Raw genomic sequence first — 13482 nt, forward strand, 5'->3', positions numbered from 1 at the left:
TTTATGTATTTAAAATTATTCTATTTCCCTCAGTCTTTCAACTACACTGATATTTTTAATATTAGTAAAGCACAAAGCAGGTATTATTCCAGAAATAACAATTAAAATAGGCATACATATAAATATTGGCAATATTGTAAAGTGATAACTAAAGAATGACATTCCCCCTGCATATGAGTTAACTCCAAAATAAATAATTGGTATACCTATTACTAAAACAACAGCAAAAGTAATTAAAGCGTAGTATAGTCCCTCAAAGATAAGCATTTTTCTAAGCTGTTTATTTGTCATACCTATACTTTGCATTGTTGCAAATTCCTGCCTACGAGATATAATACTTGTAATCATAACATTTATAAAGTTCAGTATACCAATTAAGCCAATAATAAGACTTAAAGTATATCCTACAGCATTGTAAGTGTTTACCATATCATTATACTCCTGTTCATAAACTGCCTTTGAACGATAGTCAAGAGTTGGAATTTCTTTTATTTTATTTTGAATATACTGATCCATATTGGGAATATATTCATCTTCTACGTTAAATAATGCAGTCATTATTGAAATATTGTCTGTATATCTTGTATATTCTTCCGAAGGAATATATATATTAACTGCACCTACAATAACCTTCCCACTATACATATATAATGGTAATCTATCTACAATTGCCATAATGGTGTATTCTTTATTCTGTCCTTCATCGGATAATATATTTATTTTATCACCAATATCATAGATGTTTATATCCCATAAGCCCTTATATATCACTGCATAATTTCCAGTTTTAAATAGCTCGTCATCAAATTCTCCGTGGATTATATATTCATTAAGTAACGGATAAAGTATATTATCTATACCATACATATCAATCCATATCTCTTTGTTTCTAATAATACCTTCCAAAATAGATTTGTCTTCTGTTTCTACTTCGTCTTTAGCTAATAGTTCCATTTCACCAGTAGTTGGTATGATTACTTGTTTGTTATATAATTTACCAACACCTTCAACACCTGCAAGCTGTTCTATTTCATTACATAATTCTTCTGTAACAGCATTAGAATTTTCCTCCTCAAAACGCCATCTATAAAAAGTAGCATCACCTATTGTAAAATCTGTACCAGCTTGCCCACTTAGGTATTTATCCATATCAAAACCAGAGACAATTGTATAAACACTATTCAGTAAAATCATACTAAGGGAAAGAGAAACTATAACTACAAAAGCCTTTTTCTTATTTCTGAATACATTAGAAAATGCCATTTTATATAGCCTTACACCCTTCCCAGATTTTTTGGTCTTTTTATTCCCATAATTGGATAGACCAGTATATCTAACTGCTTCCATAGGAGATGTTTTAGCTGCATATCTAGCAGGTTTATGGCAACTTACTAATACAGTGATAATTGAAAACAATGCAGATCCAACAAATATAATAGGATTTATTGAAATAGCAGAATGTGAAAATGTTAATATTTGCAGAACATATGGTAAAAGAATGATTCCTACTAAGTATCCCATAGCTAATCCAAAAGGAACACCTATAAAAGAAAGTATCATTGCCTGTTTTATAATTAATCTTTTTAGTTGGCTTGATGTTGTACCTATTGTTTTAAGAAGTCCATAAAATCGTATATCCTTCACAACTGATATATAAAACAAATTGTATATAATAAGGTAGCCACTTAACATTATTAAAAGTAGTAAACCTACTAATGGTATTATATTACTCAATTCAATAGATGAACCACTGCCCATATATGCCCAGTTTATTCCATATGAAATACTGCCTTCTTCAAAGCCACTATCATATAATATTTTAAGTAGCTTTTCTTCAATATTAAATTTATTATTGAGCATTACATCAAGAAGTATTGTCCCTGTATAAGAACCGTCTTCTTTAGAACGTTTCTGGTCTATTTCTGAAAGATTTTTCTCTATAAACTCCTTTGATACACAAGCTGAGCTTGCCATGGATACAATATCACCTTCATAATATCCAGTTAAAACGAATTTCTTGCTATAATCTTTTCCATTAATACTATAATCCAAAGTAATATCCTGCCCCAATTCATAGCCTAAACCTAGCATATCTAAAGTTATAGTATCTAGTACAATTTCATTTTCTCTCTTTGGCATATTTCCTTTATGAAGGGGGGATATAAATCTATATTTAGCTCCATTTTCATCTATATAGCTGATTTCAATTTGTCTTTTTGCAAGTTCTGGGTTTTCTGCAAGGGCTACTGGAACAGTTATTCCATATTCTTTTATAGTCTTATGTTTCTTTATAATTTCGTACTCTTCTGTTGTAAGATATTTAAATCCTCCATGGTCCGAACTACCTACTTGTCTCATAATACTATATTCAATGGATTTAACCATGCTAATTCCTATGGTAAACACCGTTGTAAATAATACAGTTGTAAGTATAATCGCTAGGACAGCAAAAACATTTCTCATTCTATTAGTTTTAATACTGCGTTTTGCTAATTTTTTTACAATAGCTTTGTTATTATTTTCATACATTATCTATCACCTCTTACAATCTGTCCATCTTCAATACGAATAGTTCTATCTGCAAGTTGGGCAATCTCTTCATTATGAGTAATCATAACTATTGTCTGGTTAAACTTTTCACTGGTTATCTTTAAAAGACCTAATACCTCCTGACTTGTTTTACTATCTAAGTTACCTGTAGGTTCATCAGCTAAGATTATAGCTGGTTTTGTAGCAAGGGATCTAGCTATGGCAACTCGCTGTTGTTGTCCTCCAGATAAATTATTAGGTAAATTATTGATTTTTTCAGTAAGACCAAGGGTTTTAATAATATTATCTACATGATTTTTATCTATTTTATTACCGTCAAGTTCAATAGGAAGTACGATATTCTCATAGACATTTAGTATAGGAACTAGATTATAGTTTTGAAATACAAATCCTATATTTCTACGCCTAAATACTGTCAACTGATCATCAGTCATAGAAAAAATATCTTTATCATCCACATATACCTTTCCATCAGTTGCCCTATCTAGACCTCCTAACATATGTAGTAATGTACTTTTTCCACTGCCTGATGTGCCGACAATAGAAACAAATTCACCTTTTTTTATCTCAACATCAACTCCATCAAGAGCTTTTACTATATTCACATCCTTGTCATAATACTTTTTCAGATTCTCTGCTTTTAGTATAATCATTTTAAAATCCTCCTTTAAATAAAAAATAGACTGTAATTTTCTTTACAGTCTAAATTATATAGTTTACTTCTTACAATCTTCTTACAAACTTCTCTTAATCATCTATTATTTCAATACCTACTAATTTCATTAAATATTTTGCATTGGTTGAAGTGGACCTGCCTAATCTAATTTTATAATCAAAATGTATTTTATTATCTTTATACTCCTCAGAAAAATGATAGTTTTTTATTCTATTATATTTATCCAGCACACATAGTTCTAAATCATGAGTAGTTATTGCTCCAATTACTTCTAGTTTATTTAGATTAGCAAGAACATTTTTGGCTCCCAATATTCTGTCTATGGAATTTGTTCCTCTAAAGATTTCATCAATAAGAAAAATCATATTTTTATTTTCCTTTGCCTCATTGATAATATCTTTTATTCTAAGAAGCTCTGCATAAAAAGTTGATATTCCATTTTTCAAATCATCTGTTACTCTCATAGATGTATATATACTCACTATTGGACAAGACATTTTGTCAGCATATACAGGTCCTCCACTATATGCTAATACTAAGTTGATTCCCAATGTCCTTAAAAATGTAGTCTTTCCTGACATATTTGATCCTGTAATAATAAAAATATTATTATCCATCTCTATATCATTTAGTATTCTTATATCACTATTTATAAGTGGGTGTCCTAAACTGTCTGCTTTTATTTTTAATTTAGAATTATCAATAGTTGGAAAAGAAATATCTTCTTCTATTTGTATAAAAACGCTTAGACTAGATAATGCTTCAATTTCTCCTATAACTTCAATCCATTTTTCTACTTCCACACCATATTTTTTCTTCCAATTCTCCAATAAATAAGCACACTCATAATCCCATAAAAATAGTCCATTAAATAAAAAGTATATTAAGGCATTATTATATCTTAGATTGATTTTTTCTGTAATTCTATCAAGTTCCTCTATTCCCAGTATAGATGAGTAGTCTTTATTAAATAAGATTTCCTTTAGATCCTTTAACTTTTTAGATTCAAATTTTTCTTTTTCTAATAGCTTTAATATATCTAAATAGGTCTCTAAATTAGATTTGAATTTTCCAACTGGTACCAATATTCTATTGAGTTTGGAAAACCCTATTACCCATAATAAATATTGGAGTAATATCAATAATGGAATCAATGAATATACTTCTTTAACTTTAAATACTAAAATTCCTATGGACAATGGTATAACAAATATTGGAAGGAAATGAAGAATCTTTTTTATTTTCTGTGACTTCATCACTTCTTCATTATTCTTAGTATATTCCATTAAGCTTTCGGGATTTTGTAATTCTTCTTTATGTTTTCTTCCTAGATATTCTAATTCTTGGCAAAAATCTAGTTTACTTCCCAATTCCTTTATGGCTTCTTGTCTTAAATATATTTCATCTTTATTATACTTAGATTCCAACAAGGTTTTTGCTAATTTTCTTCTACCATTCCATGTATTAGCTATATTTATAAATTGAAATAGAGATTTTTTTCCTACTATATCTAAATCAAAAGAATATTTATGTTCCTTATTTATAAATTCCTCCCCAATATCATTAAAATCAATCCAATTTCCATTAATTCTATCTAAATACTCATTATTTATATTTATAATCTCTTGTGAAAAGTTCAATCTATCTTTAATTACATTATGATATATTATTAAGCCAATAAATATTACTGTTAAAATAAAATCTATTACTGCATAAATTGCTTTATAATCTATCTTAATCATTACATAGGTAGTGGCTATAATTCCTATAAATACTATAAATCTAGCCATACTAATTAAATTAGATTTCTTACTATACTTTTCAATATTTTCATTTTCTTTCTGTATTTTCATTATAAATTTATCTTTAATCATTGAATCACCTCCTCTTAATTATACACGATATTTTCAGTAATTTCATTAGATTACAATTGTTTTCTAATTCTAAATTGTTTTACTAACTTATGAAGATAAAATAGGAGAATTGCACTAACTATGAACAGTGATGTGGAAATCGTAGACAACAATATTTTTTATCAGACAATTAGGATTATAGTTATTATTGGTAAAAAATACTTCTACTATTTTTATTTTATTTTCTGTTATAGTTAATATTATTAATGGTATAATGGAAGAAGGATTGTTTAGAAATATCTTTTGAAGCTTACAATGATAAAATATACATTTATTCAATCCAATTTTATTCAAGGATTTTCATCTGGAATCTTAGGCTTCCATTAAAATAAAATCTTACTAAGTTATAGCCATAAGTATTCACTTTTAATATACTCTAGTTATGATTCAGATAAAGTGAATTATATTGACAAGCTACCCTATAAGGTATATTATATATACAGTATATATAATATACCTTATATCATTATTGTGATATTCTTAAATATAAAAGGAGGATTTTATAAATGGATGTTTTGGAGTTCAAAGATCAATTAGTAGATTTAATGAGAGACGTATCTGTAAACATTGATAATGCCTTTCTTCCTATCGTTCATAAATACGATTTGACCCTTATACAAGCTCAAATCCTTAAACATATAAATGATGATCAAAATCATAGTATTGGTAGTTTAGCCAAGATAATGAATATACAAAGTGGAAATACTTCATCTATGTGTAAACAATTAGAAAAAAAAGGGTATTTAGAAAGACATAGAGATATGTCAGATGAAAGAGTAGTAAAAATACAGCTTACTGACAAGGGTATATCTACTATAGCAGAAATTGATAATATCTTAAAACAAATATACACACCTATATTCTCAAGTGAAAATCATGATGATATTCAAACTATTATACTTGGTCTGCAAAACTTAAAAGATTTGTTAATTAGGATGAACAAAGTATAAAATCTTCTATTTAGAAAGGTTGAAATATTAATGAACAAACGAAAAAATTCTAAAAAACCTTTAATTTTTTATTATGCTATTGTGATGTTAGTAATGATGGTTCTAAATACATTTGTATTTCCATCATTTTTTAAAAAACAAATAACTCAAGTTGATTATGGGACATTTTTAAACCAGATAGAATCTGGAAATATTAAGGAAGTTGAAATTCAAGAAAATCAAATTGTTTTTACTGTTCTAAGTGATGAAGATAAAGATGAATTGTTTATAACTGGAAAAATGGATGATCCTGATTTGGTAAATCGTTTATCTCAGCATGAAGAAATTAAGTTCTTAAGTACAATTCCAAAGGAAATGTCTCCTATTGTCAACTTTTTATTAACATGGATTATTCCAATATTTCTATTTATAGGAATTGGACAATTGTTTTCTCGTAATTTACAGGGAAGATTAGGTGGTAACTCTATGACCTTTGGTAAAAGCAATGCTAAGGTCTATGTAAAGGCTCAAACTGGAAAAACTTTTGCAGATGTGGCAGGTCAAAATGAAGCAAAGGAAGCTCTTACGGAAATTGTAGATTTTCTCCACACTCCTGAAAAATACAGAGAAATTGGTGCTCTGCTTCCAAAGGGAGCTTTACTTGTAGGTCCTCCTGGAACTGGTAAAACTCTATTAGCTCAAGCAGTTGCTGGTGAAGCTCAAGTTCCTTTCTTCTCAATATCTGGTTCTGAATTTGTTGAAATGTTTGTAGGTATGGGTGCTGCACGTGTACGAGATTTATTTAAACAAGCTCAAGAAAAAGCCCCTTGTATAGTATTTATTGATGAAATCGATGCCATTGGTAAAAAGCGTGATAATTCTGGTATGGGTGGTAACGATGAACGTGAACAAACCCTTAATCAATTGCTTACTGAAATGGATGGATTTGATGGTAGCAAAGGTGTTGTTATTCTAGCTGCTACTAATAGACCTGAAACATTAGATAAGGCACTTCTACGTCCTGGAAGATTTGATAGACGTATTCCAGTAGAGCTTCCAGATTTAAAGGGACGTGAGGATATTCTCAAAGTTCACTCTAAAAAAATAAAAGTAGAAAATGGAATAGACTATAATGCAATTGCTAGAGCTACTTCTGGTGCATCAGGGGCAGAACTGGCAAATATTGCAAATGAAGCTGCTCTTCGTGCTGTTAAATGTAATCGTACTAAAGTCAATCAATCTGATTTTGAAGAATCAGTTGAAACAGTCATAGCTGGCTATCAACGAAAAGGAGCTGTAATATCTACACAGGAAAAACTAATCGTTTCTTATCATGAAATCGGTCATGCTTTAGTTGCAGCAAAACAAAAGAATTCGGCTCCTGTTCACAAAATAACTATTATTCCAAGGACTTCTGGAGCATTAGGATATACTATGCAAATAGAAGAAGGAGAAAAGTTTTTAATGTCTAAGGAAGATCTATTTAATAAAATAGTTACTTTAACTGGTGGTCGTGCGGCAGAAGAAATTATCTTTAATTCTATCACTACTGGTGCTTCTAATGATATTGAACAAGCTACTAAAATAGCAAGAGCAATGGTGACTCGCTATGGTATGAGTGGCGATTTTGATATGATGGCACTGGAAACTGTATCTAATCAATATTTAGGTGGAGATGCGTCTCTTGCTTGTTCTCCAGAAATGGCAGCTAAGATAGATGTTGAAGTTCTTAAAATTATAAAAGATGCCCATGATAAAGCAAAGAATATTCTTAATGAAAACATTGGAAAACTTCATGAACTATCTGAGTTTCTACTGGAACATGAAACTATTACAGGTGAAGAATTTATGAATGTACTAGAACTACCTGAAAACAAATATGATAATATGAAATAAATCTTATGTTTTGAAATATAATATTATTTGAAATATCTTTAATAGGGATATAGTTAAAAACTATATCCCTATTTTTATAAAGAACATGGAAATTATCCTTTATATCTTTTTTATTTTAAAACTTACTATAACCTTCCTAAATTTCAAGAAAAAAGTTATATTATTAATGCTTAATTAGTCAAATAATGACAACTGTTCTAATTCTGATGTTATAAGATTTGACGCAGTTACACCTAATAATCTAATTTTACTATCTAATTCTATATCATTTAAAAGTTCTAATGCCATATCAAATATCCTTGGTAAATCATTGATATATTCATTTAAGGTTTTACTTCTAGTTTGTACTATAAAATTTTCATCTTTTATTTTTACTGTTATTGTCCTGCCTTGTATGTTTCGACTCTTCAAATCATAGGATAATTCTTCAGAAAATGTTTTCAAATAATTTATAAGTACTTCTTTATTATCTGTTATCTCTTCAAAAGTTCTCTCTACGCCTAAAGATTTTCTCTCTCGATTTGTGTTTATTTCTCTATTATCTATTCCTCGAATTCTATCATATATCTCTCTGCCAGATTTTCCAAATAATTCTTCAAGAAATTCTACTGTAAGCCCAAGTAAATCCTCAACAGTATATATACCTATTCCATTTAGTTTCCTAGCAGATTTTGGACCTACTCCATGAACTTTTCTAATGGGCAATGGAAGTAATATATTCGGTACCATTTCCTTAGTTATGATCTTTATACCATTTGGTTTATTCCAGTCCGATGCCAATTTTGCTAGAAATTTATTGTATGAAATACCTACTGACATGGTTAGACCTGTACTTTGTTGAACTTTATACTTCATTTCTTCAACAAGCTTTAATGGTTCTAAATCAATATGAGAAATATCTAAATAAGCCTCATCTATGGAGACCTGCTCTATTAAATCTGTAAATTCATATAAAATATTAAAAACGTTCTTTGATACCTCTTGATACCTTTTCATTCTAGGAGAAATATAAAAACCCTTTGGACATCTTTGCTTTGCCATAAATATAGGCATAGCAGAATGAATTCCATATTTTCTAGCTTCATAATTAGCTGTAGTCACTATACCATGATTACTAAGACCACCTACTATAACTGGTAATCCTTTAAGTTTAGGATTGTCTTCTTCTTCCACCGCTGCATAAAAGGCATCCATATCTACATGAATTATATTTAATGTCATATCTTTATTTCATTCCCTTAATAGTTATATTTGAAATTTGAACAGGATTAAATGCCCTTATTGATGCAGCACTATTTCCTAATCCACTATCTATATATAAATTTATATCATTTATTTTAAAAATTCCCTTGTCAAGCTTTGGGAATAAGCCTTGTCCCGGAGCTACAATTGCTCCTATTAATGGCAGTCTTACTTGTCCACCATGGGTATGTCCAGATAGGATTAAATCTTCATTTCCATTTAAAATACTTTCCACATTATTGGGAGAGTGTCTCAGTAGAATATTATAATAGTCTAAATTTAGATTCTTAATTCCTTCTTGATAATATGTAACTTCTTTATCTTCTCTAGACTTTGGATAAAATTTAAGACCAGTGATGTTTATGTATTCATTATTTACTATAATTGTATGGGAACTATCTTCCAAGATGATTATTCCTAACTTTTTCATCTCGTCTTTTAAATCATTATATAATTGATTTCTATTTTCATGATTTCCTTGTATAAAATAGATCTCTTTATTTAACTCTAATAATGCTTCAAACAGCTTGATTACAGTATCTAATTTTATATCTCTAGAATCTAGAATATCACCTGTTAGTACTATAAAATTTGGATCAAATTTTCTTATTCTATCTACCATATTTCCTAAGTTAACTAGATGGTTAGAGTGAAAATCAGATATTTGAGTTATTTTAAAATCATTTTTCACTTTTTTAGAATCTATTCTTATATTCCTCACCCTAAATTTACTTATCTGATCATAATTATAAAGAAATATAACCACTCCAAAAGCTATAATAATAAATATAATTTTCAACAATTTCACCTTTATCCTCCCATTAGAAAAATAATGTATCTATAATATATTAATTATATCACAATATCAAAAATAGTTAGACTCTAACTATATAGTTAGAGTCTAACTATTTCAATCTACTTAATTAGTTTTGCATATTACTCCACATCCTATACGCTTACCTGAATTACCAGATGGCTGAGTTCTATAATCATCAGGATTTTCATGAATTATAACTGATCTACCTATAATATCTTCTGGCTTAAACTTATCTGTAAAAAATCTCATTCTAGTATATCCGTTATTTGAAAATAAAACTGGAAAATCTCCGATATGATTTCCATGAGGTTGATTTGTTGGATTATAATGTTCTCCTGCAGATTCAAATGGATTATTAGGATCTGTAACTTCACATATTCCTTTTTCATGTATATGGAATCCATGTGGTCCTATGGGCTGATTATTACCTTTAGCAGGTTTATATAAAGGCAATCCCCACACTTCTACACTTACCTCTGTGCCACCTTCCACATCATCAAAAAATACTATACCATGTAAATTGGGGTATAAATTGCCCCCCTTTATTCTTGCGTATGCCTTGGTTCTGTTTTCATAGCACATTATCTATTCCCCCCTTCAAACTATAATATGAAGGGAGTTTATAATAGGTGTGATATAGATATTTTCATATGGAAAATAAGTAAAATATTTTATCTAAACTATGTTATTTATCATTTAGCTTCATCTTAATAATATTTAGATACTATTCCAATTCATTGCCGTTGGACAATCTAATATTTTCAATTTGAATGGTATTATCAATATATGATTTATTTTTACATTCAGTTATTATTTCAACACCATAGCTTTCATTATTCTGAAATGTAAGCTTTTGATTGGTTGAAAAGTTTATCGTTATACTTCTCTCATCTTCATTATAGTTTGAAAATACAGCTTTTATTAATTTAAAATCATTTTCTGTATATGCTCCTTGAACAATTACATCCTTTATCCCATATATCTGATTATCTCTACTATTTGGAACCATATACTGCTCCATAAATTCTCGTGCCTTGTTATCTTTCATTTGCTGAAATCCTATCTGTAATGGAATACCTTCAAAAAAAGGTAGATAACTATTACGCCAAGGCATTGTTCTAGTTAGTAAATTAAAAAACCATTTAAACTGTAAAAAAACTGGCGGTGTAATCTTTATGTCTTTTTTGATTAATGCCTCATAAATCTTATCCAAATTATCTGTGTCAATCATTATACAAATCAAGCCCAGATGTCCATTATTATAATGGTCAACCCATTCATTTTTCCATCCACCTCCATCTTCTTTTAAAATATGGATCATTTCAAAGTATTCGCTTCCAATCCATAGATTAGATGCCTTAAATCCTTTTGTTCCTTTCCCCCATGAAGGTTTATAAGGAAAGCCACTGTTTTCTATACTTTTAATGATTTGGATGTCTTTCTGGTACTTTTGATCTACATTTATGACAAAATGATCTAATCTCAATATCTTTTTCCCTCCAGCAAATATAATTATTCTTTCTTTATTCTACCTAATCTTTATTAGTTTTTACCCTCCAGAGATTACTGTGCAAGACAATCTAATACATTCCAAAATTTTACTCAAACAATAACCTAATAACTGACTGTTGTTCCTCATCTATAATCTTTCCATCAGGTGTCATATGAAATAAAATTTCATCCCTTTGCCATAATCCACCAATTGGCTCCAACATATGGTATGCACATTTTTTTAGCATTTCAAATTTTACACTTAAATCTTCTGTAGTATACATCTGGTTAATAATATTAAATAATTCCGGATTATTATTTTCAATATAGTTCAAATGTACTTTGGGCTTTCCTATTTCTAAATTTTTTATTCTTGCATAACATTGAAGAAACCAATCAAAAGATGAAAATATAAAATACTTAGAATATAACTCATTTTCATATAATCTATGTTCTAATTTATCTATTATATGTTGAAACGTGAACCTAAAAGTACTTATCTCATACTCTGATAAATATTCTGGAGCTTTCCAAGTCTTTTTTATTTTATCTAAGATGTCTTTAGTTATATTATTTCTATCAAAAAGTATTTTACAATTCAAATGGACCAATAGGAACTCATTTAAAGGAACATCTAATAAAAAATCATCTACAGATAAAATCATACAATCTATTGGTATTCCCCCTATATGGAAATGTATCCCTGTAAAATTATGAGATATAGGCTTGTTAAATATAACAGTTAAATCGTAATCTCCGCCAAAACCCATATCACTATGTGTTCTACCACCATATTCAACAATTCCTACAATATCATCCTTCTTTTTCAAGTGTTCAATGAAACTATCAATATCTTTAAATGAGCTAATATCCCTTAACATATACTCACCCCCTAGATTAATCAAATTATACTATTTTATATCTTTTAAGTAAATACAGTACTCCAAGCTACAGAACAATTTTTTTTGATTTACCATATGTAAAGAAGAAGTCTATATTTTGTATACGAACATTTTGTATGAGTGATGTAGCCTCAAAATTTTCATTTTCTTTCATATAATTCTTTAATGTTCCCGAAAAAACAAAAAATAGAATAGCTCCAATAATAATTTGAAAAGCAACTCTTATTAAATAGTCAACCTCACTGTTTTCCAACTTTATATGAATAGAATCCATCTCACCAATTTCCTATAAATCTTTTGGTATATCTATTGCATCAAATTCTTCACAAGTCATACCATAATATATTTCGTCATAAAACTTTCCATTAGTATAGACCATTCTTCTCAATCTGCCTTCTTGTTGAAATCCTAATGATTCGTGGAGTTTTAATGATCTTTGATTAAATGAATAGACATATGCATTAACTTTCTGATATCTTAATTCTCTAAAATAATATCTTAATACTATTTTGATTGCTTCTTTTGCATACCCATTTCCCCAATAAGGTTTCTCCAACCCAATACCATATCTAAATGTTCCAATTCTTCTATTGCATTCAAATGTATTAATATTACCTACTGCATTTCCATTTATATCCTCAATAATCCACCAGAACTCGTCACTCTGTGACTCACTTTTAATAATATTTTCTAACCTTTCTCGCATTTTTTCTTTCGATTGCGGAAAGTGTATCTCATCACAAAATCTATCTAAATCTGTATCTGCATCAAAACTTGCTTTGAAAAAACTATCAATATCTTTTAACTCCACTGCACGAAGCCTTATCTTTTTACCGACCCAATAATTGCTAGTCATCAATTTCCCTCCTTCTTCTGTATCTACCTAATATAATACCTTAAAACTTATTTATATAATTAATATATAAAACCCTCCATTACTGAACATGCCCCTGTCAAGTAGACAGTGGAAATAATAAAAAACTTTGTGCGCCAATCATTAAATTATGATTGGCGTAATTTTATTCTATGCGACTAAATCTAAAAGATAACATCTGTATTCTAGTGG

11 protein-coding genes are annotated in these 13482 nt (G+C 29.0%); 2 read left to right on the forward strand and 9 right to left on the reverse strand.

The window, feature by feature from the left end; translation table 11 throughout:
- Positions 1-15 precede the first annotated feature (15 nt).
- The 3 genes from FYJ83_RS14960 to FYJ83_RS14970 all read right to left on the reverse strand — a co-directional run bounded on the left by FYJ83_RS14960 (position 16) and on the right by FYJ83_RS14970 (position 5100).
- Positions 16-2529: an ABC transporter permease gene (locus tag FYJ83_RS14960; protein ID WP_154441830.1), complete on the reverse strand. Its 2514-nt coding sequence runs from the start codon at positions 2527-2529 to the stop codon at positions 16-18.
- On the reverse strand, positions 2529-3203 hold the full coding sequence (locus FYJ83_RS14965; RefSeq protein ID WP_154441832.1) for an ABC transporter ATP-binding protein: 675 nt from the start codon (positions 3201-3203) through the stop codon (positions 2529-2531). Before FYJ83_RS14965 ends, FYJ83_RS14960 begins: the two co-directional genes overlap by 1 nt.
- Before the next feature lie 94 nt (positions 3204-3297).
- Positions 3298-5100: a MutS family DNA mismatch repair protein gene (locus FYJ83_RS14970; RefSeq protein WP_154441834.1), complete on the reverse strand. Its 1803-nt coding sequence runs from the start codon at positions 5098-5100 to the stop codon at positions 3298-3300.
- A 545-nt stretch (positions 5101-5645) separates the two neighbouring features.
- On the opposite strand from FYJ83_RS14970, the gene FYJ83_RS14975 reads away from it, so the two are divergent.
- Entirely contained in the window at positions 5646-6089 is a 444-nt protein-coding gene (locus FYJ83_RS14975) for a MarR family winged helix-turn-helix transcriptional regulator (protein WP_154441836.1), read from the forward strand.
- 30 nt (positions 6090-6119) lie between these two features.
- A complete protein-coding gene (ftsH, locus tag FYJ83_RS14980; RefSeq protein WP_154441838.1) occupies positions 6120-7964 on the forward strand; it encodes an ATP-dependent zinc metalloprotease FtsH in 1845 nt (614 codons plus the stop codon).
- Positions 7965-8138: 174 nt separating this feature from the next.
- Here the strand turns inward: ftsH and FYJ83_RS14985 are convergent, their stop codons facing one another.
- The 6 genes from FYJ83_RS14985 to FYJ83_RS15010 all read right to left on the reverse strand — a co-directional run bounded on the left by FYJ83_RS14985 (position 8139) and on the right by FYJ83_RS15010 (position 13272).
- The gene (locus FYJ83_RS14985) at positions 8139-9185 is read right to left on the reverse strand and encodes a DNA polymerase IV (RefSeq protein WP_154441840.1); all 1047 of its coding nucleotides are present in this window, start codon (positions 9183-9185) and stop codon (positions 8139-8141) included.
- Between the two features lie 4 nt (positions 9186-9189).
- Entirely contained in the window at positions 9190-10014 is an 825-nt protein-coding gene (locus FYJ83_RS14990; RefSeq protein ID WP_154441842.1) for a metallophosphoesterase, read from the reverse strand.
- Between the two features lie 111 nt (positions 10015-10125).
- Complete coding sequence (locus tag FYJ83_RS14995; protein WP_154441844.1) at positions 10126-10605, reverse strand: superoxide dismutase family protein; 480 nt, start codon at positions 10603-10605, stop codon at positions 10126-10128.
- A 142-nt stretch (positions 10606-10747) separates the two neighbouring features.
- On the reverse strand, positions 10748-11509 hold the full coding sequence (locus tag FYJ83_RS15000) for a hypothetical protein (protein WP_154441846.1): 762 nt from the start codon (positions 11507-11509) through the stop codon (positions 10748-10750).
- A 112-nt stretch (positions 11510-11621) separates the two neighbouring features.
- On the reverse strand, positions 11622-12395 hold the full coding sequence (locus FYJ83_RS15005; RefSeq protein WP_154441848.1) for a hypothetical protein: 774 nt from the start codon (positions 12393-12395) through the stop codon (positions 11622-11624).
- Between the two features lie 307 nt (positions 12396-12702).
- The gene (locus tag FYJ83_RS15010) at positions 12703-13272 is read right to left on the reverse strand and encodes a GNAT family N-acetyltransferase (protein WP_154441850.1); all 570 of its coding nucleotides are present in this window, start codon (positions 13270-13272) and stop codon (positions 12703-12705) included.
- Positions 13273-13482: the final 210 nt, after the last annotated feature.

Origin of the sequence: Tissierella pigra (assembly GCF_009695605.1) — a bacterium.
Classification (GTDB): domain Bacteria; phylum Bacillota; class Clostridia; order Tissierellales; family Tissierellaceae; genus Tissierella; species Tissierella pigra.

What these genes read in the sequence shown, in the direction of transcription:
- FYJ83_RS14960 (WP_154441830.1), bottom strand. Translation starts at nt 2,529, where the DNA reads ATGTATGAAAATAATAACAAAGCTATTGTAAAAAAATTAGCAAAACGC.
- FYJ83_RS14965 (WP_154441832.1), bottom strand. Translation starts at nt 3,203, where the DNA reads ATGATTATACTAAAAGCAGAGAATCTGAAAAAGTATTATGACAAGGAT.
- FYJ83_RS14970 (WP_154441834.1), bottom strand. Translation starts at nt 5,100, where the DNA reads ATGATTAAAGATAAATTTATAATGAAAATACAGAAAGAAAATGAAAAT.
- FYJ83_RS14975 (WP_154441836.1), top strand. Translation starts at nt 5,646, where the DNA reads ATGGATGTTTTGGAGTTCAAAGATCAATTAGTAGATTTAATGAGAGAC.
- ftsH (WP_154441838.1), top strand. Translation starts at nt 6,120, where the DNA reads ATGAACAAACGAAAAAATTCTAAAAAACCTTTAATTTTTTATTATGCT.
- FYJ83_RS14985 (WP_154441840.1), bottom strand. Translation starts at nt 9,185, where the DNA reads ATGACATTAAATATAATTCATGTAGATATGGATGCCTTTTATGCAGCG.
- FYJ83_RS14995 (WP_154441844.1), bottom strand. Translation starts at nt 10,605, where the DNA reads ATGTGCTATGAAAACAGAACCAAGGCATACGCAAGAATAAAGGGGGGC.
- FYJ83_RS15005 (WP_154441848.1), bottom strand. Translation starts at nt 12,395, where the DNA reads ATGTTAAGGGATATTAGCTCATTTAAAGATATTGATAGTTTCATTGAA.
- FYJ83_RS15010 (WP_154441850.1), bottom strand. Translation starts at nt 13,272, where the DNA reads ATGACTAGCAATTATTGGGTCGGTAAAAAGATAAGGCTTCGTGCAGTG.